General features: G+C 75.8%; 22 protein-coding genes. 5 read left to right on the forward strand and 17 right to left on the reverse strand.

What is annotated here, in order from left to right:
* Positions 1 to 5: 5 nt before the first annotated feature.
* The 9 genes from BM414_RS16470 to BM414_RS16510 all read right to left on the reverse strand — a co-directional run bounded on the left by BM414_RS16470 (position 6) and on the right by BM414_RS16510 (position 7,156).
* Entirely contained in the window at positions 6 to 770 is a 765-nt protein-coding gene (locus BM414_RS16470) for an isoprenyl transferase (protein WP_093580945.1), read from the reverse strand.
* Positions 760 to 1,548 carry a DNA repair protein RecO gene (gene recO / locus BM414_RS16475; protein WP_093580947.1) on the reverse strand — a complete coding sequence of 263 codons (789 nt, stop codon included), beginning with the start codon at positions 1,546 to 1,548 and terminating at the stop codon, positions 760 to 762. Before recO ends, BM414_RS16470 begins: the two co-directional genes overlap by 11 nt.
* Complete coding sequence (gene era / locus BM414_RS16480; protein WP_093580949.1) at positions 1,549 to 2,463, reverse strand: GTPase Era; 915 nt, start codon at positions 2,461 to 2,463, stop codon at positions 1,549 to 1,551.
* Positions 2,464 to 2,503: 40 nt separating this feature from the next.
* Positions 2,504 to 2,836: a cytidine deaminase gene (locus tag BM414_RS16485; protein WP_093580951.1), complete on the reverse strand. Its 333-nt coding sequence runs from the start codon at positions 2,834 to 2,836 to the stop codon at positions 2,504 to 2,506.
* Positions 2,837 to 2,842: 6 nt separating this feature from the next.
* Positions 2,843 to 4,174, reverse strand: coding sequence for a hemolysin family protein (locus tag BM414_RS16490; RefSeq protein ID WP_093580953.1), 1,332 nt, complete (start codon positions 4,172 to 4,174; stop codon positions 2,843 to 2,845).
* 4 nt (positions 4,175 to 4,178) lie between these two features.
* Positions 4,179 to 4,682, reverse strand: a complete 504-nt coding sequence (gene ybeY / locus BM414_RS16495) for an rRNA maturation RNase YbeY (protein ID WP_093580955.1) — start codon at positions 4,680 to 4,682, stop codon at positions 4,179 to 4,181.
* Positions 4,683 to 4,687: 5 nt separating this feature from the next.
* The gene (locus BM414_RS16500) at positions 4,688 to 5,743 is read right to left on the reverse strand and encodes a PhoH family protein (RefSeq protein WP_093580957.1); all 1,056 of its coding nucleotides are present in this window, start codon (positions 5,741 to 5,743) and stop codon (positions 4,688 to 4,690) included.
* Positions 5,744 to 5,907: 164 nt separating this feature from the next.
* Complete coding sequence (locus BM414_RS16505; RefSeq protein ID WP_093581047.1) at positions 5,908 to 6,735, reverse strand: enoyl-CoA hydratase/isomerase family protein; 828 nt, start codon at positions 6,733 to 6,735, stop codon at positions 5,908 to 5,910.
* Between the two features lie 61 nt (positions 6,736 to 6,796).
* Complete coding sequence (locus BM414_RS16510; protein WP_093580959.1) at positions 6,797 to 7,156, reverse strand: histidine triad nucleotide-binding protein; 360 nt, start codon at positions 7,154 to 7,156, stop codon at positions 6,797 to 6,799.
* A 109-nt stretch (positions 7,157 to 7,265) separates the two neighbouring features.
* Between BM414_RS16510 and BM414_RS16515 the strand changes: the two genes are divergently transcribed.
* From BM414_RS16515 to BM414_RS16525, 3 genes are all read left to right on the forward strand, one after another.
* Positions 7,266 to 8,258: a putative selenate ABC transporter substrate-binding protein gene (locus tag BM414_RS16515; RefSeq protein WP_093580961.1), complete on the forward strand. Its 993-nt coding sequence runs from the start codon at positions 7,266 to 7,268 to the stop codon at positions 8,256 to 8,258.
* 62 nt (positions 8,259 to 8,320) lie between these two features.
* Positions 8,321 to 8,998: a phosphonate ABC transporter ATP-binding protein gene (locus BM414_RS16520; protein ID WP_245784779.1), complete on the forward strand. Its 678-nt coding sequence runs from the start codon at positions 8,321 to 8,323 to the stop codon at positions 8,996 to 8,998.
* Positions 8,995 to 10,602, forward strand: a complete 1,608-nt coding sequence (locus BM414_RS16525; RefSeq protein WP_093580963.1) for a PhnE/PtxC family ABC transporter permease — start codon at positions 8,995 to 8,997, stop codon at positions 10,600 to 10,602. The genes BM414_RS16520 and BM414_RS16525 overlap by 4 nt, the downstream gene beginning before the upstream one ends.
* A gap of 95 nt (positions 10,603 to 10,697) precedes the next feature.
* On the opposite strand, the gene BM414_RS16530 is transcribed toward BM414_RS16525, so the two are convergent.
* The 3 genes from BM414_RS16530 to hrcA are packed head-to-tail and all read right to left on the reverse strand — an operon-like array spanning position 10,698 to position 13,635.
* Positions 10,698 to 11,468 carry a 16S rRNA (uracil(1498)-N(3))-methyltransferase gene (locus BM414_RS16530; RefSeq protein ID WP_093580965.1) on the reverse strand — a complete coding sequence of 257 codons (771 nt, stop codon included), beginning with the start codon at positions 11,466 to 11,468 and terminating at the stop codon, positions 10,698 to 10,700.
* A complete protein-coding gene (gene dnaJ, locus BM414_RS16535; protein ID WP_093580967.1) occupies positions 11,465 to 12,601 on the reverse strand; it encodes a molecular chaperone DnaJ in 1,137 nt (378 codons plus the stop codon). The genes BM414_RS16530 and dnaJ overlap by 4 nt, the downstream gene beginning before the upstream one ends.
* A 14-nt stretch (positions 12,602 to 12,615) precedes the next feature.
* The gene (hrcA, locus tag BM414_RS16540; RefSeq protein ID WP_217644763.1) at positions 12,616 to 13,635 is read right to left on the reverse strand and encodes a heat-inducible transcriptional repressor HrcA; all 1,020 of its coding nucleotides are present in this window, start codon (positions 13,633 to 13,635) and stop codon (positions 12,616 to 12,618) included.
* A 257-nt stretch (positions 13,636 to 13,892) separates the two neighbouring features.
* Between hrcA and BM414_RS16545 the strand changes: the two genes are divergently transcribed.
* Together BM414_RS16545 and BM414_RS16550 are read left to right on the forward strand one after the other, a co-directional pair.
* On the forward strand, positions 13,893 to 14,207 hold the full coding sequence (locus tag BM414_RS16545) for a type II toxin-antitoxin system VapB family antitoxin (RefSeq protein WP_425432358.1): 315 nt from the start codon (positions 13,893 to 13,895) through the stop codon (positions 14,205 to 14,207).
* Complete coding sequence (locus BM414_RS16550) at positions 14,204 to 14,722, forward strand: GNAT family N-acetyltransferase (protein WP_093580973.1); 519 nt, start codon at positions 14,204 to 14,206, stop codon at positions 14,720 to 14,722. The genes BM414_RS16545 and BM414_RS16550 overlap by 4 nt, the downstream gene beginning before the upstream one ends.
* A 4-nt stretch (positions 14,723 to 14,726) precedes the next feature.
* On the opposite strand, the gene BM414_RS16555 is transcribed toward BM414_RS16550, so the two are convergent.
* The 5 genes from BM414_RS16555 to hemW form a co-directional block, all read right to left on the reverse strand.
* Positions 14,727 to 15,344 (reverse strand): response regulator transcription factor, encoded by a 618-nt coding sequence (locus BM414_RS16555; RefSeq protein ID WP_110909597.1) that lies wholly within the window; start codon positions 15,342 to 15,344, stop codon positions 14,727 to 14,729.
* Positions 15,341 to 16,474 (reverse strand): sensor histidine kinase, encoded by a 1,134-nt coding sequence (locus BM414_RS16560; protein WP_093580975.1) that lies wholly within the window; start codon positions 16,472 to 16,474, stop codon positions 15,341 to 15,343. The genes BM414_RS16555 and BM414_RS16560 overlap by 4 nt, the downstream gene beginning before the upstream one ends.
* Positions 16,475 to 16,494: 20 nt before the next feature.
* Positions 16,495 to 17,235, reverse strand: coding sequence for an ABC transporter permease (locus tag BM414_RS16565; protein ID WP_093580977.1), 741 nt, complete (start codon positions 17,233 to 17,235; stop codon positions 16,495 to 16,497).
* Positions 17,232 to 18,119: an ABC transporter ATP-binding protein gene (locus tag BM414_RS16570; protein WP_093580979.1), complete on the reverse strand. Its 888-nt coding sequence runs from the start codon at positions 18,117 to 18,119 to the stop codon at positions 17,232 to 17,234. The genes BM414_RS16565 and BM414_RS16570 overlap by 4 nt, the downstream gene beginning before the upstream one ends.
* 100 nt (positions 18,120 to 18,219) lie before the next feature.
* Positions 18,220 to 19,443, reverse strand: coding sequence for a radical SAM family heme chaperone HemW (gene hemW, locus BM414_RS16575; RefSeq protein ID WP_093580981.1), 1,224 nt, complete (start codon positions 19,441 to 19,443; stop codon positions 18,220 to 18,222).
* Positions 19,444 to 19,446 lie beyond the last annotated feature (3 nt).

The following is a 19,446-nucleotide window of genomic DNA, read 5'->3' on the forward strand; positions in this document are numbered from 1 at the left end:
GGCCGTCAGGCCTTGCCGAAGCGGCGCTGGCGCGAGGCGTACTCCTCGCAGGCGGCCCACAGGTGCCGGCGGTCGAAGTCGGGCCACAGGGTGTCGAGGAAGACGAACTCGGCGTAGGCCGACTGCCACAGCAGGAAGTTGCTGGTCCGGTTCTCCCCGGAGCTGCGCACGAACAGGTCGACGTCGGCCATGTCGGGCTCGTCGAGGAACCGGGCGACGGTCTGCTCGTCGACCTTGCCGGGGTCGAGCCGGCCGGCGGCGACCTCGCGGGCGATCGCGGCGGCGGCGTCGGCGATCTCGGCCCGGCCGCCGTAGTTCACGCACATGGTGAGCGTCAGGACGTCGTTGTCCCGCGTGAGCTCCTCGGCGACCTCGAGCTCCTTGATGACGCTGCGCCACAGCCGCGGGCGGCGGCCGGCCCAGCGCACCCGGACCCCGAGCTCGTGCATCTCGTCGCGGCGGCGGCGGATGACGTCGCGGTTGAAGCCCATGAGGAAGCGGACCTCCTCGGGGCTGCGCCGCCAGTTCTCCGTGGAGAAGGCGTAGGCGCTGACGGCCTTCACGCCGAGCTCGATGGCGCCCTCGACGCAGTCGAACAGCGAGGACTCCCCCGCCTCGTGCCCCGCCGTCCGCGGCAGGCCGCGGTCCTTGGCCCAGCGGCCGTTGCCGTCCATGACGATCGCGACGTGCCCGGGCACCCGGTCGGCGGGGATCGACGGCGGCCGGGCACCCGAGGGGTGCGGGTTCGGCCGTTTGACCTCACGCCTCACTCAGCAGGCCCGCTTCCCGCCGGGGGGCGACGTCGGAGCGGTCGACCAGCGGCAGCGAGCGCAGTCCGCGCTCCAGGTGCCACTGCAGCAGCGCGGCCACCAGCCCGCTGCCCTCGCGGCGCTGCGGGTTCTCGCTGGCCTCGGCGGTGTCCCAGTCGCCGGACAGCAGCGCCTCCAGGTGCTCGATCGTGACCGGGTTGGGCATGGCCGAGCCGGTCGGGCGGCAGCCGGGGCAGACGGTGCCGCCGGCCGGGACGGAGAAGTGCCGGTGCGGGCCCGTGACGCCGCAGCGGGCGCAGTCGCCGAGCGCCGGCTCCCAGCCGGCCACCGACATCGCGCGCAGCAGGAAGGCGTCGAGGACGAGCCCGGCCGGGTGGGTCTGCTCGGCCAGCGCCCGCAGTGCGCCGACGACGAGGAGGAACAGCCGCAGCGAGGGCTCCTTCTCCTCCGCCGTCAGCCGGTCGGCGGTCTCCAGCACCGCGGTGCCGGCGGTGTAGGCCGGGTAGTCGGCGGCGATGACCGAGCCGTAGGAGCGGATGGACTCCGCCTGGCTGACGATGTCGAGGGTGCGGCCGGTGTAGAGCTGCAGGTCCACGTGGCTGAACGGCTCGAGCCGGGCGCCGAACTTGCTCTTGGTGCGGCGCACGCCCTTGGCCACCGCGCGCACCTTGCCGTGCCGGCGGGTGAGGACCGTGACGATCCGGTCGGCCTCCCCCAGCTTCTGGGTGCGCAGGACGATCCCCTCGTCGCGGTACAGCGACTTCGGCGTGGTGCTCACTCAGTAGCCCAGCCTGTTCAGCTTCTTCGGGTCGTCCTGCCACTCGCCGAGCACGGTGACGTGCAGGTCGAGGTGGACCCGCGCGCCCAGCAGCTCCTCGAGGCCGACCCGCGCCTCGGTGCCGATCGCCTTGATGATCGACCCGCCCTTGCCGAGCAGCATCGGCTTCTGGGTCGGGCGCTCGCAGTGCAGCAGCGCGTGCACCTCGACCAGCTCCGCGCCCTCCCGCTTGGGGTCGGGCCGGCGGTTGAGCTCCTCGACGGTGACGGCGAGGGAGTGCGGCACCTCCTGGAACACCTTCTCCAGCGCCGCCTCGCGGATCAGCTCGGAGATCTGCCGCTCGGTGTCCTCGTCGGTGGTCTGCTCCTCGGGGTACATCGGCGGCCCCTCGGGCAGCAGGCCGACGAGCAGGTCCTCCAGCAGCTCGACCTGGTCGCCCCGGACCGCGCTCACCGGGACGACCTCGGCGGCCTCGACCAGCCCGCTCGCGGCCACCAGCTGCTCGGCCACCTGCTTCTTGCTCGCGGCGTCGGTCTTGGTGACGACGACGACCACCGGCGCCGTCACGTCCTCCAGCTGCCGGGCGATGAACCGGTCACCGGTGCCCACCGGCTGGTCGGCCGGGATGCAGAACACGACGACGTCGACCTCGGACAGGGTGTCGCGGACGACGTCGTTGAGCCGGCGGCCGAGCAGGCTCTTGGGCTTGTGCAGGCCAGGGGTGTCGACGAGGACCAGCTGCCCGCCGGGCCGGTGGACGACGCCGCGGATGGCGTGCCGGGTGGTCTGCGGCCGGTTGCTGACGATGCCGACCTTCTCGCCGACCAGTGCGTTGGTCAGCGTGGTCTTGCCCGCGTTCGGGCGCCCCACCAGACAGGCGAAGCCGCTGCGGTACGGCTGATCCGGTGTGCTCACCGACCCAGTCTCCCACCGTGGGGGGACAGTGCCGCGCGACTCACGAGGTGGCGCGCACGACCCCGTCGGGCCCGGCGAGGAACACCGGCGCGGTGGCCGTCAGGTCGTGCACGGCGGCCAGCCCCTCCTGCTCGACGGCGTCGGCATCGGACACGATCGCCGCCGCCTCCAGCCCCTCGACGCCGCTGGAGACCGCCGCGGCCACCGCGGCCTGCAGCGCCGACAGGCGCAGCGAGGGCAGCGCGACGCTGGCGGCGACGTAGGTGCGCCCGTCGGTGTCGCGGACCGCGGCGCCCTCCGGGGCGCCGGTGCGGCCGCGCGCGGAGCGGGCGAGGGTGACGAGCTTGGCGTCCTCGGGCTGCAGGTCGGGCACGGGGCGTCAGCTTTCCACCGTGGCGTGCACCTCGGCGCGGGTGGCCCCGGACTGGTGCTCGGGGTCCGTGTCGGGCAGCCGGGAGACCAGGATGGTGTCGATGCGGTTGCGCCGGCCGCCGGCGCTCTCGGCGACCAGCCGCAGCCCCGCGACCTCCGCCGCGGACCCCTCGATGGGCACCAGCCCCAGCTCGCGGGCGAGCAGGCCGCCGACGGTCTCGACGTCGTCGTCGCGGGGCAGCTCGACGTCGAAGAGCTCGGCGAGGTCCTCGACCGGCAGCCGGGCGGTGATCCGCACCGAGCCGTCGTCGAGGTGCTCGACCGGGGGGCGCTGGACGGCGTCGTGCTCGTCGGCGATCTCGCCGACGATCTCCTCGAGGATGTCCTCGATCGTCACCAGCCCGGCGAAGCCGCCGTACTCGTCGACGACGACCGCGATGTGGGTGCGGCGGGCCTGCATGTCGCGCAGCAGCTCGTCGACCGGCTTGGACTCCGGCACGAACGCCGGCGGGCGCATGAGCTCCTCGACCCGCGGACCGCGGCTCTCGCCGAGGTTCTGCGACCGGCGCACGAGGTCCTTGAGGTAGACGATCCCGACGACGTCGTCGACGTTCTCGCCGATCACCGGGATGCGGCTGAACCCGCTGCGCAGCGCGAGGGCCAGCGCCTGCCGCAGCGTCTTGGTGCGCTCGATCCAGACGACGTCGGTGCGCGGCACCATGACCTCGCGGGCGATCGTGTCGCCCAGCTCGAACACCGAGTGGATCATGTTGCGCTCGCCGGACTCGACGACGCCGCGCTCCTCGGCGAGGTCGACGAGCTCGCGCAGCTCGACCTCGGTGGAGAACGGGCCGTCGCGGTAGCCGCGGCCCGGCGTGATCGCGTTGCCGACCAGGATCAGCAGCCGGGTGACCGGGCCGAGGACGCGGCCGAGCAGCCGCACCAGCCCGGCCGTGGCCAGCGCGATCGGGTAGGCGTGCTGGCGGCCCAGGGTCCGCGGCCCGACGCCGACCAGCACGTAGCTGACCACGGTCATCACGCCGGCGGCGGCCAGCACCGCCTGCCAGGTGCTCTCCAGCAGCCCGTAGACGACGACGCCGACCAGCACCGCGGCGACCATCTCGCAGACGATGCGCAACAGCAGGAGCAGCGCCACCAGCCGGGCGCGCTCGTCGAGGACCCGCTCGAGGCCGGCCGCGCGCCGGACGCCGTCGCGGCGCAGCTCCTCGACGCGGGCCTTGGACACCCGCTGCAGGGCGGCGTCCATGGCACCGAACGCGCCGGCGAGCGGGACCAGGCAGATCGCGACCACCAGCAGCGTGACCGCACCGGCGCTCATCGGGTCACCGGGTCCCGGGACCCCGTTCGGCCGGCTCGCCGGTGACCGGCTGCCGCGGCGCCGAGCGCCAGCCCTCGAGCAGGCGGGTCTGCAGGCCGAACATCTCCCGCTCCTCCTCCGGCTCCATGTGGTCGTAGCCGAGCAGGTGCAGCACGCCGTGGGTGGCCAGCAGCAGCAGCTCGTCGTCCATGGAGTGACCGGCGGCGCGGGCCTGCCGGACGGCGACCGAGGGGCACAGCACGACGTCGCCCAGCAGCGCCGGGCCGGGCTCGGGGTCGTCGGGCCGGGCGGTGTCGAGCTCGTCCATGGGGAAGGCCAGGACGTCGGTCGGGCCCTTCTCCCCCATCCAGCGCTCGTGCAGCACGGACATGTAGTCCGGGTCGACGCACAGCACCGACAGCTCCGCCATCGGGTTGACGCCCATCTCGGCGAGGACGTACCGGCAGATGCCGGTCAGCTCCGCCTCGTCGACGGCGATCTCGGACTCGTTGGCGACCTCGACGGGCACGCCGCTCAGCTCCCCTGCCGGCGCGGCCGGGCCGGGCGGGCCGGAGCCGCGGGGCGGGTACCCGCCGGCTGGTGGGCGGTGTCCCAGCGCTCGTAGGCGTCGACGATGTCGCCGACCAGGCGGTGGCGGACGACGTCGGAGCTGGTCAGGTTGGCGAAGTGGACGTCGTCGATGCCGTCCAGGATCTCCCGCACGATCCGCAGGCCGCTCTGCGCGCCACCGGGCAGGTCGACCTGCGTCACGTCGCCGGTGACGACGATCTTCGAGCCGAACCCGAGCCGGGTGAGGAACATCTTCATCTGCTCGGCGGTGGTGTTCTGGGCCTCGTCGAGGATGACGAACGCGTCGTTGAGCGTGCGGCCGCGCATGTAGGCCAGCGGCGCGACCTCGATCGTGCCCGACTGCATCAGCCGCGGGATCGACTCGGGGTCGACCATGTCGTGCAGCGCGTCGTACAGCGGGCGCAGGTACGGGTCGATCTTCTCGCTGAGCGTGCCGGGCAGGTAGCCCAGCCGCTCACCGGCCTCGACCGCGGGGCGGGTGAGGATGATCCGGTTGACCTGCTTGGTCTGCAGCGCCTGCACGGCCTTGGCCATCGCCAGGTAGGTCTTGCCGGTACCGGCCGGGCCGATGCCGAAGACGATGGTGTGCGCGTCGATCGCGTCGACGTAGCGCTTCTGGTTCAGCGTCTTGGGCCGGATCGTGCGCCCGCGGCGGCTGATGATGTCGAGGCTGAGGACCTCGGCCGGACGCTCCGAGCCGCCGCTGCGCAGCATGCCGATGACCCGGCGCACCGAGTCAGGGCGCAGTGCCTGGCCGGTGCCGAGCAGCGCGATGAGCTCGTCGAACACGCGGACGGCGAAGGCGTTGTCGGCCGGCTGCCCGGTCACCGCGATCTCGTTGCCGCGCACGTGCACGTCGGCCTCGAGCTCCCCCTCGACCAGCCTCAGCAGCTCGTCACCGGAGCCGAGGAGGGCGACCATCGACACGGGGTCGGGGACGGTGATCGTGGTGCGGACCGCGGCGGGGGCGGCGTTCGCGAGGGTGCTGGCGTCGTCCATCGCTGCGGCCTGCAGAGAGGCCTCGCGAGACGTGGGAGCGCCTGGCACGGGGACGTTCGGGGAGGTGTCGGGCAAGAACCCTCGACCCTGCCTTCCTGGCACGGGGAAATGACCCCGCCGACTCTACCCGCGCCCGTCGACCGGGAACCGGCCTCGCGCAGCCCTCACCTCCCGGAGTAGGTGGCCTTCCCCGGCCCGTCGTCGAGGAAGGAGGCCACCGCGCCGCGCAGGTCGGCGGTGTCGAACAGCGGCCCGGAGACCTGCGGGGTGATCTCGTCGGCGGCCCGCACGCCGTGGCGGACCGCGGTGGTGACCAGCCGCTTGGTGGCCGCGTGCGCGAGCGTCGGGCCGGCGGCGACGCGGTGGGCGTACTCGCGGGCGGCCTCGGCAAAGCCCTCGTCAGGCAGCACCCGGTTGACGACGTCCCACCGCTCGAGCACCGCGGCCGGGTAGCGCTCGCCGGTGAAGACCAGCTCCTTGGCCCGCGCCGGCCCGGCCCGCTCGGCCAGCCGCTGGGGCCCGCCGATCGACGGGGTCAGCCCGACGACGATCTCGACGAGCCCGAACGAGGCCCGCTCGGCGGCCAGCAGCACGTCGCAGGCCAGGGCCAGCTCGAAGGCGGCGGTGAGGGTGAGCCCGTGGGCGGCGAAGACGGTGGGGACGGGCAGGTCCTCCAGCGTCTGGGCCGTGCGCAGCAGCCGCGCCCACAGCGCGGTGCCGCGCTGGCCGGGGTCGGGCCCCTCGGCGATGTCGCGGAAGGCGGTGACGTCGACACCGGCGGACACGACCTTCCCGCGCGCCTCGAGGAGCACCGCGCGGGCGCGGTCGGGCCGGCCGGGCGCGGTGAGGGCGACCAGGTCGGCGACCGCGGCCTCGAAGCCGGCGAACACCGACTCGTCGAAGAGGTTGAGCGGCGGCCTGTCCAGCACGAGGACGGCGACGTCGCCGTCCCGCTCGATCCGGACGGGGGCGGCGCTGCCGGCGTCGGTCATGCCCGCCACCCTGCCACCCCGGTCCGGGGCGGCAGGGACGGCCGTTCCTGCCGCAGTCGCGTCAGCCGGGTGGCCAGGTGAGCGGGCGGCCGCCCAGGACGTGCAGGTGCAGGTGGTGGACGGTCTGCCCGGCAGCCGGGCCGGTGTTGGCCACCAGCCGGTAGCCGGGCTCCGCGCCGTCGTCGGTGGCCAGGCCCTCCTGGACGGCGACCGCGTGCGCGGACGCGACCACGTCGGCCAGCAGCTGCGGGTCGGTGCCGACCAGCAGCCCCGCCGTCGCGTGGTGCTCCTTGGGGACCACCAGCACGTGCGTCGGGGCCTGCGGGTTGACGTCGCGGAAGGCCAGCGTGCGGTCGGTCTCGTGCACGACGTCGGCGGGGATCTCCCGGGCGACGATCCGGCAGAACAGGCAGTCGCTCACCCGGCCGACCCTAGGGCGCGCGCGCGCCGGCCGCGGGTCAGGATGGCGCGGTCGCCGTCCCGACCGAGGAGGTCCCCGTGCCCGTCCCCCAGCCCCCCAGCAGGACGTAGTGGACCGCCGCAGCGCTCTCCGGTCGGGGAGCCCCGGAGTCCAGCCGTCCCGAGTCCAGCCGTCCCGCGTCCAGCCGTCCCGCGTCCAGCCGTCCCGCCGCGCGTTCCTCGCCGGCACCGCCCTCGCCCTCGCCACCGCCGCCTGCGGCCGCTCCTCCCCCGTCGGCGCCGCCTCCCCGGCCGGCGCGACGGCGACGATGCGCATCGGCGCGATCCCCGACCAGGACCCCGAGGTCCTGCAGCGCCTCCACGGCACCGTGGCCGAGTCGCTGTCCGCCGCGCTCGACCTCGACGTCACCTACTCCCCGGTCACCGACTACGCCGCCGCGGTCTCCCTGTTCCGCACCGGCGACCTCGACCTCGTCTGGTTCGGTGGCCTCACCGGCGTGCAGGCGCGGCTGCAGGCACCGGGCGCGCAGCCGATCGCCCAGCGCGACATCGACGAGTCGTTCCACTCGGTCTTCGTCGTCAACGCCGCCACCGGGCTCGCCGCGTCGGACGACCTGCGGCCGCTGGCCGGGCTGCGCTTCACCTACGGCAGCGAGACCTCGACGTCGGGACGGCTGATGCCCGCGTACTTCCTGCAGCAGGCCGGCGTCGACCCGCAGGGCTTCCCGGGCGGGCCCGGCTTCTCCGGCTCGCACGACGCGACCATCGCGCTCGTCGCCTCCGGCACCTACCAGGCCGGGGTGCTCAACGAGCAGGTGTGGACGTCGCGCTCGGCGGAGGGCTCGGTGGACCCGGCCGTGGTGCAGTACGCCCGGACGCCGGGCTACCACGACTACCACTGGCTGCTCGGACCGCAGGCGCCGCCGCGCTTCGGCGGCGACGTCGCCGAGCGGCTCACCGGGTACTTCACCGGGCTGTCGGCCGACGACCCCGGCGACGCCGCGGTGCTCGAGCTGTTCGGTGCGGGCTCCTTCGTCCCGGCGCGGGCGTCGGACTACGACCAGATCGAGGAGATCGGCCGCAGCCTGGGGCTGGTCAGCTGACCGCCGTCCTCCGGCTGGCCGGCGTCACCGTCCGCTTCGGGACGGCGACCGCGCTCGACTCCGTGGACCTCACCGTCGGTCCCGCCGAGCGGGTCGCCGTCGTCGGGGCCTCGGGCGCCGGGAAGTCGACGCTGCTGGCCGTGGCCAACGGGGCGGTGCCGCCGTCGTCCGGCTCGGTCGAGGTGCTCGGGCAGGACCCGGCGGTGCTGCGCGGGCCGGCGCTGCGCCGGCTGCGCGCGCGGGTGGGCACCGTGCACCAGCACCTGGAGCTGGTCGGGCCGCTGCGGGTGGTGCACAACGTCAACGCCGGCCGGCTCGGCTCGTGGTCGGCGGCGCGGGCGGCGTGGTCGCTGGTGCGCCCGCAGGGCCTGCCCGAGGTGCTCGGCGCCCTGGAGCGGGTGGGGTTGGCCGACCGGGTCTTCGACCGCACCGACACGCTCTCCGGCGGTCAGCGGCAGCGCGTCGCCGTCGCGCGGCTGCTGCTGCAGGACCCCGAGCTCGTGCTGGCCGACGAGCCGGCCTCCGCGCTGGACCCGGTGCTCGCCGGCCGGGTGCTGGAGCTGCTCGCCGGGCCCGCGTCCCGGGACGGCGCGCTGCTGGCCGCGCTGCACGACCCGGCGCTGGCGCTGCGGCACTGCGACCGGGTGGTCGGGCTGTCTGCCGGGCGGGTGGTGCTCGACGCGCCGGCTGCGGCGCTGACCGTCGCCGACCTCGCCGCGTTCTACGGAGCGCCGGCGTGACGGCGGTGGCCGCCCGGCCGGTGTCCCCCGTGCTGCGGCGGGACCGGCGCCGCTGGGGGTGGGGGCTGGCCGCGCTGGTCGCCGTCGGCTGGTCGCTGCTGGCGGCCGTGGACGGCGAGGTGGTCAACCCCGCCGGGAGCGTGCAGTTCGGCCGGTTCGCCGCGGCGGCCCTCTCGCCCGCGCTCGACGGGGCCTTCCTCGGCGTGCTCGGGACCGCGGCGCTGGTGACGGTGGCCTACGCCGTCCTGGGCACCGTGCTGGCCCTGGTGCTGGGCGCGGCGGGAGCGGTGCTGGTCGCCCGCACCACCTGGGGACGGCGGCGGCTGGGCTGGGCGGCGGCCCGCGGCGTGCTCGCCGTCCCGCGCGGCCTGCACGAGGCGGTCTGGGGCCTGCTGCTGGTGAACGTGCTCGGGCTGGACCCGTGGGTCGGCGTGCTGGCGATCGGCCTGCCCTACGGCGCGGTCACGGCCAAGGTGTTCGCCGACCTGCTCGACGAGGTGCCACGCGGGCCGTACGAGGCGCTGCTGGCCCAGGGCTCGGGCCGGACGGCCGCGGCGCTGTACGGGCTGGTGCCGCAGGCGGCCGGCGGGCTGCTGTCCTACGCCTTCTACCGGCTGGAGTGCGCGGTGCGCTCGGCGGTCGTGCTGGGCCTCATCGGCGCCGGAGGGCTGGGCTACCAGCTGTCCCTGTCGTTCGCCTCGCTGCGCTGGCCCGAGGTGTGGACCGCCGTGTACGCGCTGGCGCTGCTGTGCCTGGCCGCCGACGTCGCGGGGCGGGCGGTGCGCCGGCGGGTGGCCGCGCCCCGGCGTGGCGCCGACGTCCTCTCCCGCGACCGGGTGCTCACCGCGGCGGTCGCGGCGGCGCTGGCCGGGGTGGTCTGGTCCTGGTGGTTCCTGGCGCTGTCGCCGGCGTCCCTGGTCTCCGCGCGCGCCCGTGAGCAGGCCGGCTACGTGCTGGGGGCGGCGTGGCCCCCGGCCGCCGACGGCGACCTGCTGCGCGAGGTCGTGCGGCAGTCCGTCGTCACGGTGCAGACGTCGGTGCTGGCGATCGCGGTGGCCACGGCGGGCGCGGTGCTGGTGGCGGGGGTCGCCGCGCGGCCGGCCGGGCGGTCGGCTCGCGGGCGCCGGGTCGCCGGGTCGCTCCTGCGCGCGGCGCTGCTGCTGGTGCGGGCGGTGCCGGCACCGGTGTGGGCGCTGGTCCTGCTGTTCGTGCTGCTGCCCGGCGTGCTGCCGGGCGCGCTGGCGCTCGGGGTCTACACGCTCGGGGTGCTGGGGCGGCTGGCCGCCGAGGCGGTGGAGGAGGCCGACGCCCGGCCGCGGACGGCGCTGGCCGCGCTCGGCGCCCGGCCCTCCGGCGGTTGGCTGTACGGGGTGGCGCCCCAGGCGGCGGGGCCGGCGCTCGCGTTCGCGCTGTACCGGTGGGAGGTCGTGGTGCGGGACACGCTGCTGGTCGGGCTGCTCGGCGCCGGCGGGCTCGGTGCACTGCTCGCCTCGCGGCTGGCGGCCTTCGACTGGGCCGCCGTGACGACGGTGCTGCTCGCGACGGTCGCGCTCACCCTCGCCGTGGACCTGGTCAGCGACCGCGCCCGCCGCGCGCTGCGCTGACCCGCGTCCTGGATCACCGCCACGCGTCCTGGCTCACCGTCGACCCTGAGCCGGGACGCGGCACGATCAGGTCACCTGATCGTGCCGCGTCGCCCTCAGGACCAGCGGGAGCGGACCGACAGGGCGGCCAGCGCGGCGGCGCCGGCGGTGGACGTCCGCAGCACCTCGGGCCCGAGCCGCACCGCCTGCGCACCCGCCGCGCGCAGGGCCACGACCTCGCCGTCGGTCAGCCCGCCCTCGGGGCCGACGACGACGGCCACGGTCCCGCTGTCGGGCAGCTCGACCCCGGCCAGCGGACGGCGGGCCTGCTCGTGCAGGACGAGCGCGAGGTCGACGTCGGCCAGCTCGCCGCAGACCTGGCGGGTGGTCATCAGGTCGGCGACCTCGGGCACCCGCGGCCGGCGGGACTGCTTGGCCGCCGCGCGCGCCGCGGCCCGCCACTTCGCCAGGCCCTTGTCGATCCGGTCCTCGCGCCAGCGGGTCACGCAGCGGGCCGCGGCCCACGGGATGACCCGGTCGACGCCGAGCTCGGTGGCCAGCTCGACCGCCAGCGGCCCGCGGTCGCCCTTGGGCAGCGCCTGGACCAGCACGAACTCCGGCTCCGCCGCCGGTACCTCGTGGCGGGCGGTCACCCGCACGCGCAGCCCGGCCGGGCCGGCGTCGACGACGACGCCCTCGACCAGGGCGCCGCGGCCGTCGCCGACCCGCACCGGCTCGCCGGGGGCCAGCCGCACCACGTCGACGGCGTGCCGGCCCTCGGGGCCGTCGACCAGCACCTCGTCACCGTCGAGCGGCAGGTCGTCGAGCAGGAACAACGACGAGCCGTCGAGGACGGGGCGGGCGTGGTCCGGGGCGGGAGCACTCACTTGAACGGGTTCCGGACCCGGGAGAACAGCCCGCCGGGCGCCTCCGACGACGGCCCGGGACGGTCCTCGCCGCGCAGGACGGCCAGCTCGCGCAGCAGCTTCTCCTGCTCGGCGTCCAGACGGGTCGGCGTCTGCACGTCGACGTGCACCAGCAGGTTGCCCCGGCCGGTGGCCCGCAGCCGCGGCGCGCCCTGGCCACGCAGCGTGAGCACGGTGCCCGCCTGCGTGCCCGGGCGGACGTCGACGTCGGTGTCCTCGCCGTCGAGCAGCGTGAGCGGCAGCGTGGTGCCCAGCGCGGCCGCGGTCATCGGCAGCGCCACGTGGCAGTGCAGGTCCTCGCCGTCGCGGGTGAAGACCTCGTGCGGCCGCTCCCGGATCTCCACGTAGAGGTCGCCGGCCGGGCCGCCGCCGGGGCCGACCTCGCCGCGGCCGGTGAGCCGGATCCGCATGCCGTCCTCGACACCGGCGGGCACCTTGACCGGGATGGTCCGGCGGGCGCGCACCCGGCCCTCACTGCCGCACTCGGGGCACGGGTCGGGGATGACCTGGCCGGTGCCGGCGCAGGTCGGGCACGGCCGGCTGGAGACGACCTGGCCGAGGAAGGAGCGCTGCACGCTCTGCACCTCGCCGCGGCCGGAGCAGGTGATGCAGGTGGTCGGGTGGGTGCCCGGCGCGGTGCCGGCGCCGCTGCAGGTGCCGCACAGGACGGCGGTGTCGACGGTGATCTCCTCGGTGGTGCCGAAGACCGTCTGCTCGAGGTCGAGCTCGAGGCCGATCAGCGCGTCGTCGCCGGCGCGGACCCGGCTGCGCGGGCCGCGGCTGCCCACCCCGCCCCCGAAGAAGGCGTCCATGATGTCGCCGAGCCCGCCGAAGCCGGCCCCGCCGAACGGCGAGCCGCCGGCCGCGCCGGCGCCGCTGTCGAACGGGTCGCCGCCGAGGTCGACGATGCGCCGCTTGTCCGGGTCGGTCAGCGCCTGGTACGCGCGGCTGACCTCCTGGAAGCGCTCCTTGGCCTCGGGGTCCGGGTTGACGTCGGGGTGCAGGTCACGCGCCAGCCGCCGGTAGGCCTTCTTGATGTCGGAGTCGGAGGCGCCCCGGGCGAGTCCGAGGACGCCGTAGTAGTCGGTTGCCATCAGCTGTCGAGACCTCAGCTCCCGGCCAGCAACTGGCCGACGTAGCGGGCCACGGCTCGCACCGCGGCCATGTTGCCTGGGTAGTCCATGCGGGTCGGGCCGACGATCCCCAGCCCGCCCAGCGCCCGGTCGCCCGAGCCGTACCCCACCGACACGACCGACGCACCGGCCAGCGCCTCGTGGGCGTTCTCCTCGCCGATGCGCACGAGCACCGCACCGCCGCTGTCGACCTCGCTGATCAGCCGGAGGACGACGACCTGCTCCTCCAGCGCCTCGAGCAGCGGCCGCAGGTGGCCCGGGTCGACGGCGACGCGGGCCAGGTTCGCCGTCCCGCCGACGATGAGGCGGTCCTCGCCCGGCTCCACGAGCGTCTCCACCAGCGCGGCGCTGACCACGGCGACCAGCGCCCGCAGGTGCGGCGGCGCGGTGTCGACCAGGTCGGTGACCTTGCTGCCGGCATCGGCGAGCTTGGCACCGGTGAACGCCGCGTTGAGCGTCGCACGCAGGTCGGCGACGTCGTCGCGGCCGACGTCGACCGGGCAGTCGACGATCCGCTGCTCGACGCGGCCGGTGTCGGTGATGAGGACCAGCAGCAGCCGCGAGCCGGTGAGCTGCACGACCTCGAGGTGGCGCACGGCGCTGCGGGACAGGGTGGGGTACTGCACGACGGCGACCTGGGAGGTCAGCTGGGCCAGCAGCCGGACGGTGCGGCCCAGCACGTCGTGCAGGTCGACGGCGCCGTCGAGGAACCGCTCGATCGCCTTGCGCTCCGCGGCCGACAGCGGCTTGACCGCCGAGAGCCGGTCGACGAACAGCCGGTAGCCCTTGTCGGTGGGCACCCGGCCGGCGCTGGTGTGCGGCTGGGTGATGTAGCCCTGCTCCTCGAGCACGGCCATGTCGTTGCGGATGGTGGCCGGCGAGACGCCGAGGTCGTGCCGTTCGGCCAGGGCCTTGCTGCCCACGGGGTCGTTGGTGGAGACGAAGTCCTGGACGATGGCCCGCAGGACCTGCAGGCGCCGTTCGTCGTGCGCCACGGTGACACCTCCCCGAACCGGTCGACGTCGCCGTGCGGGGAGCCCCCAGGGCTCCGGCCTGCGCGCTCCGGAGACCCCGGGCGGGCTGGCACTCACACGGACCGAGTGCCAATCCAGCATACGTCCAGAGCGCTGTTCCGTCGCGGACGTGACCGGGTCGGCCCCCCGGAGGGGGCGCGCCACCGCGGGAGGGCGGCCGATAGGCTGGCCGGGGTCGGAACGGGTGCGGGGCAGGTCGGACGGAGGTCGGGTCCCTGATCTTCAAAGCGGTGCGGAACGGGCGCCCCTATCCCGAGCACGGCCTGTCCACCAAGGACTGGGCGATGATCCCGCCCCGGCAGATCCGGCTCGACACGCTGGTCACCACCAAGCGCGAACTGGCGCTGGACACCCTGCTCGCCGACGACTCGACCTTCTACGGCGACCTCTTCCCGCACGCCGTCCAGTGGCACGGCGACCTCTACCTCGAGGACGGCCTGCACCGCGCGCTGCGGGCGGCCCTGCAGCAGCGCTCGGTGATCCACGTCCGGGTCCTCGACCTCGACGCGCTGATGCCCGCCGACCTGGCATGACGAAGGACCCCCTCGCCCCCGGCCCCTCGCAGGCTCGCGGCGGGCCCCTGCGAGCGGGCCAAGACGGCGGCGTCCTGCTCCGCGAGGCGAGCGCGGACGACGTCCCGGCGATCGTGGCGCTGCTCGCCGACGACCCGCTGGGCGCCACCCGCGAGTCGGCCCACGTCGCCCCCTACCGGGCGGCGTTCACCGCCGTCGACGCCGACCCCGCCCACCTGCTGGTCGTGGCCGAGGACGGCGACGGCACCGTCGTCGGCACCCTGCAGCTGTCGTTCCTGCCGGGGCTGTCGCGCGGCGGCGCGCTGCGCGCCCAGGTCGAGGGCGTGCGGGTCGCCGCGGCCGCCCGCGGGCGGGGGCTCGGCGAGGCGATGCTGCGCTGGGTGGCCGAGGAGTCCCGCCGCCGCGGCGCGGCGCTGGTGCAGCTGACCACCGACACCCGCCGCCCCGACACGCACCGCTTCTACGAGCGGCTGGGCTACGTCCCCTCGCACGTCGGGATGAAGCTCGAGCTCTGAACCGCTAGAGCCAGCCCTTGTCCGCGGCGACGCGGGCGGCCTCCACCCGGGTACGGGCGCCGGTCTTGCCGATGGCCGAGGACAGGTAGTTGCGCACCGTCCCCTCGGACAGGAACAGCCGCCGGGCGATGTCGGCGACCGTGGCGCCGTCGGCGGCCTCGCGCAGCACGTCGGCCTCGCGCGCCGACAGCGGGGTGGCGCCGATGGCCAGCGCCGCGGCGGCCAGGTCCCGGTCGATCACCCGCTCCCCCGCCACGACCGCCCGGATCGCCGTCGCCAGCTCGGCCACCGGTGCGTCCTTCACCAGGAACCCGGCCGCGCCGACCTCCATGGCGCGCCGCAGGAAGCCCGGCCGGCCGAACGTGGTCAGGACGACGGCGCGCACCGCAGGCAGCTCGGCGGCCAGCTCGCGCGCGGCCTCGATCCCGTCGCGGCCGGGCATCTCGATGTCGAGCAGCGCGACGTCGGGACCGTGCTCGCGGGCGGCGGCGAGCACCTCGTCGCCACGGCCGACCTCGGCGACCACGGTGATGTCGGGCTCGAGCTCCAGCAGCGCCCGCAGCGCGCCGCGGACCATCGACTGGTCCTCGGCCACCAGCACCCGGATCACCCGGTCGCTCACCGGGACACCGTCTGCGGCGCCGACTCCCGCACCGCGGCCGGCACCAGGGGCAGCACGGCGCGCAGCTCGTAGCCGCCGTCGCGGCCGCGCCCGCCGGTGAGCCGCCCGCCGAGCGCGCCCACCCGCTCGGACAGGCCGGCCAGCCCCGAGCCGGGCGCGCTGTCCTCGGTGGGCCCACGGCCGTCGTCGGCCACGGTGAGCACCGCCTCGGCGCCGTCGTCGGTCAGGGTCACGGTCACCGTCCGCGCGCCGCTGTGCCGCAGCACGTTCGTCGTCGCCTCACGGACCACCCAGCCGAGCGCGGCGTCGACCGGGCCGGGCAGGGTCGGCACGCGCGTCGGCACGCGGACGGCGATCCCGGCACCCGACAGCGCCGAGCGGGCCTCCGCCAGTGCCTGCGCGCAGCTGACCTGCCGGTAGCCGCTGACGGCGTCGCGGACCTCGGCCAGCGCGCGGCGGGCGACGGACTCGACGTCGGCCATCTCGGTGCGCGCCCGCGCGGGGTCCACCTCGCTGAGCCGCCCCGCGAGCTCGCTCTTGAGCGCGATGAGCGACAGGCTGTGGCCGAGCAGGTCGTGCAGGTCGCGGGCGAAGCGCAGCCGCTCCTCGGCCACGGCGTTGCGGGCCAGCTCCTCGCGCGCCTCGGCGAGCTCGTTGTTGACCTCGACCAGGTGGCGGGTTCCGCGCAGCCCGAACGCGGTGAGCAGGCACATCACCGGGAGGATGAACAGGTCGCCGAGCATGTCGTCGGCGGCGACGACGGCGGCGCACACTGCCGCGGCCGCGACCACCGCCGGCCACACCCAGCGCTGCGGGAGCGCCGCCGCGGAGGCCGCCGACACGTAGATCATCAGCCCGGCCCAGGACGGCCCCAGCCAGACGGCGAGGGCGACGGCGAGGACCGCGACGAACGCCAGCCGCGACAGCGCCGGGGGTCCCCAGCAGCCGCCACCGAACGCCCGGCGGAACACGTCGAGGTAGACGACGGTGAACACCAGCAGGCCGGCGCCGGCCACCGCCCGGACGGCGAGCGGCCGGTCGGTGGTCACCAGGTCGGCGACCGGGAAGAACTGGAACAGCAGCCAGGGCAGCGCCCAGCCGATGCGCTGCCACCGGGTGCGGGGTTCCACGGCGACCGACCGTAGCCCGCTCAGCCCGCGACGGCGGCCAGCGGGCGCCGCCGCGCCACGGCGACGGCGAGGACGGCGAAGGCCGCCCCGAACGCGGCCAGCACCGCCACCGCCGTCAGGTCGGGGAGGCCGCCGGCCGCGACGTCCCGGCCGGTCCGGGCGTACCAGTACGACGGCAGCGCGTGAGCCACCGCGCGCAGGCCCGACGGGAAGATCTCGACCGGCACCCACAGCCCGCCGAGCGCGGCCAGCACGGTGGCCACGAGGCCCATGGCACCGCCGGCCGCCTTCTCCTCCAGCGCCCAGCCCAGCAGCAGGCCCAGCGCGACGAACACCGCCGACCCCAGCCACAGCACGCCGACCAGGCCCACCCACGCGCCGGGGTCGAGCCGCACGCCGTTGACGAACCGCCCCACCAGCGCGACGACGACCAGCGGCGGCAGCGCGAGCAGCACTCCGACGGCGACGTCGACGGCGACCACGGAGGTCTGCGGCACCGGCGTCACCCGCAGCTGCCGCAGCCAGCCCGAGGCCCGGTCGAACGACAGCCGGATGGTCGCGCCCAGCGCCGCGCCGATGGCGCCGTAGGCCATCATCGCGACCATCGTGGCCGCGGCCGCCTCCTGGCTGATCCCGCCGGGCGCGCCGGCGAAGACCTGCGTGAAGAAGACGGTGAACGCCGCCGGCAGGGCGACGGTGAAGAGCAGGTACTGCCGGTTGCGGCCGACCCGGCGCAGCTGGAAGGCGAACAGCGGGCTCATCGCGCAGCTCCCGTCGTGAGGGTGAGGACGGCGTCCTCGAGGCTGGCGCCGCGGACCTCGAGGTCGGCCAGCGGGATCCCGCGGTCGAGCAGGACGCGCAGGGTGGCCTCGGGGTCGGTGGTGGTGAGGACGGCGGTGCCGGCCTGGCGCTCGGCGCTGAGGACACCGGGCAGCGCCGTGAGGTCGGCGTCCTCGGTCACCGACAGGCGCACGGTGCGTCCCGACACGGCGGAGCGGACCTCGGCGGAGGAGCCGTCGGCGACCACCCGCCCACCGGCCAGGACCACCACCCGGTCGGCGACGGCGTCGGCCTCCTCGAGGTGGTGGGTGGCGAAGACGACGGTCGTGCCGCGGGCGGCGAGCTCGCGCATCGTCGTCCAGAAGGCCCGGCGGCCCTCGACGTCCATGGCCGAGGTGGGCTCGTCGAGCAGCAGCAGCGGCGGCTGACCGGCCAGTGCCAGCGCCAGCACCACCCGCTGCCGCTGCCCGCCCGAGAGCGCCTCGGCCGGCCGGGCGTGCAGCCCGCCGATGCCGGTGGTGGCCACCAGGTCCTCCAGCGGCCAGGGATCGGGGTAGCTGCGCCGCACGAGGTGCAGGACCTCGCCGACGCGCGCCTCGCTCGGCAGTCCGCCGTGCTGCAGCATCGCGCCGACGCAGCCGGCACGGACGGCGTCGGCCGGCGCGCGGTCCAGGACGCGGACGGTGCCGGCCGCAGGGTGCAGCAGGCCGAGGACGGCGGAGACGGTGGAGGACTTCCCGGCGCCGTTGGGGCCGAGCAGCGCGACGGTCTCGCCCCGTCCGATGCGCAGGTCGATGCCGTCGACGGCGAGCACGTCGCCGTGGCGGACGGTGAGGCCGCTGATGTCGAGCGCGTTGGCGGGCACGGGACGAGCGTGGCGCCGACCCGGGTGCGCGCAGTAGTGCGGGACGTCGTCACCCCGACCTGACATCCGTCAGACCGCGGCCTTCGTGGTGCTCCGGCTCCTAGTCCGTCAGGTCGCGGACGACGGCGTCGGCGAGCAGCCGGCCGCGGTCGGTGAGCACCGCGCGCCCCGCGTCGTGCGCGGCGGGGTCGAGCAGACCGCGCGCGACGGCGTCCGCGGCGCGGAGCCGGCCGGCGGCGGACAGCGCGGTCAGGGGCAGCCCGTCGCGCAGCCGCAGGCCGAGCATCACGGTCTCCAGCGCGCGGTCGGCGTCGTCGAGGACCTCGCGGTCGGCCAGCGGGCTCTCCCCCGCGGCCAGCCGGCCGGCGTGGGCCGCCGGGTGCTTGACGTTCCACCAGCGCACCCCGCCGACGTGGCTGTGCGCGCCCGGGCCGATCCCCCACCAGTTCGCGTTGGCCCAGTACAGCTCGTTGTGCCGGCAGCGGGCGGCGTCCCCGCGCGACCAGTTGCTGACCTCGTACCAGTCGAAGCCGGCGCCGCGCAGCGTCGTGTCGGCCTGCACGTAGCGGTCGGCGAGGACGTCGTCGTCGGGCATCGGCAGCTCGCCGCGGGTGATGCGGCGGGCCAGCCGGGTGCCGTCCTCGACGATCAGCGCGTACGCGCTCACGTGGTCGACCGGCGCGGCGAGGACGGCGTCGAGCGAGGCGGCCCAGTCGGCGTCGGTCTCGCCCGGGGTGCCGTAGATGAGGTCGAGGTTGACGTGCTCGAAGCCGGCCGCGGCCGCCTCGCGCGCGGCCTGCGCCGCCCGGCCGGGTGTGTGCCGGCGGTCGAGGACGGCGAGGACGTGCTCGGCCGCGGACTGCATGCCCAGGCTCAGCCGGGTGAAGCCGGCCGCGCGCAGGGTGGCCAGCGACGCCGGGGTGACCGACTCGGGGTTGGCCTCGGTGGTCACCTCGACGTCGGCGGCGACGGGGAACAGCTCGCGGACGGCGGCCAGCACCGCGGCGAGGTCCTCGGCGGGCAGCAGCGTCGGGGTGCCGCCGCCGACGAAGACCGTCGAGACCGTCGGCAGGTCGGGGCCGAGGACCCGCGCGGCGCGGGACAGCTCGGCGATCGCGGTCCCGGCGTACTCGGCGCGGTTGGCGCCGGGGCCGAGCTCGTCGGAGGTGTAGGTGTTGAAGTCGCAGTAGCCGCAGCGCGTGGCGCAGAAGGGCACGTGCACGTACAGGCCGAACGGCGTCGTCGTCAGGTGCTCGCGGGCGCCGGCCGGGAGGTCGTCGTCCGCCGGCGGGCGCGCCGGCAGCAGCGGCAGGGTCGTGGTCATCTG

Origin of the sequence: Geodermatophilus amargosae, assembly GCF_900116515.1 — a bacterium.
Taxonomy (GTDB): domain Bacteria; phylum Actinomycetota; class Actinomycetes; order Mycobacteriales; family Geodermatophilaceae; genus Geodermatophilus; species Geodermatophilus amargosae.

Excerpts from the sequence above, each read along its gene's own strand:
- BM414_RS16490 (WP_093580953.1), bottom strand. The coding sequence starts at position 4,174 with ATGAGCGCCGGTGCGGTCACGCTGCTGGTGGTCGCGATCTGCCTGGTC.
- BM414_RS16500 (WP_093580957.1), bottom strand. The coding sequence starts at position 5,743 with ATGGACGACGCCAGCACCCTCGCGAACGCCGCCCCCGCCGCGGTCCGC.
- BM414_RS16505 (WP_093581047.1), bottom strand. The coding sequence starts at position 6,735 with ATGACCGACGCCGGCAGCGCCGCCCCCGTCCGGATCGAGCGGGACGGC.
- dnaJ (WP_093580967.1), bottom strand. The coding sequence starts at position 12,601 with ATGGCAACCGACTACTACGGCGTCCTCGGACTCGCCCGGGGCGCCTCC.
- BM414_RS16550 (WP_093580973.1), top strand. The coding sequence starts at position 14,204 with ATGACGAAGGACCCCCTCGCCCCCGGCCCCTCGCAGGCTCGCGGCGGG.
- BM414_RS16565 (WP_093580977.1), bottom strand. The coding sequence starts at position 17,235 with ATGAGCCCGCTGTTCGCCTTCCAGCTGCGCCGGGTCGGCCGCAACCGG.
- hemW (WP_093580981.1), bottom strand. The coding sequence starts at position 19,443 with ATGACCACGACCCTGCCGCTGCTGCCGGCGCGCCCGCCGGCGGACGAC.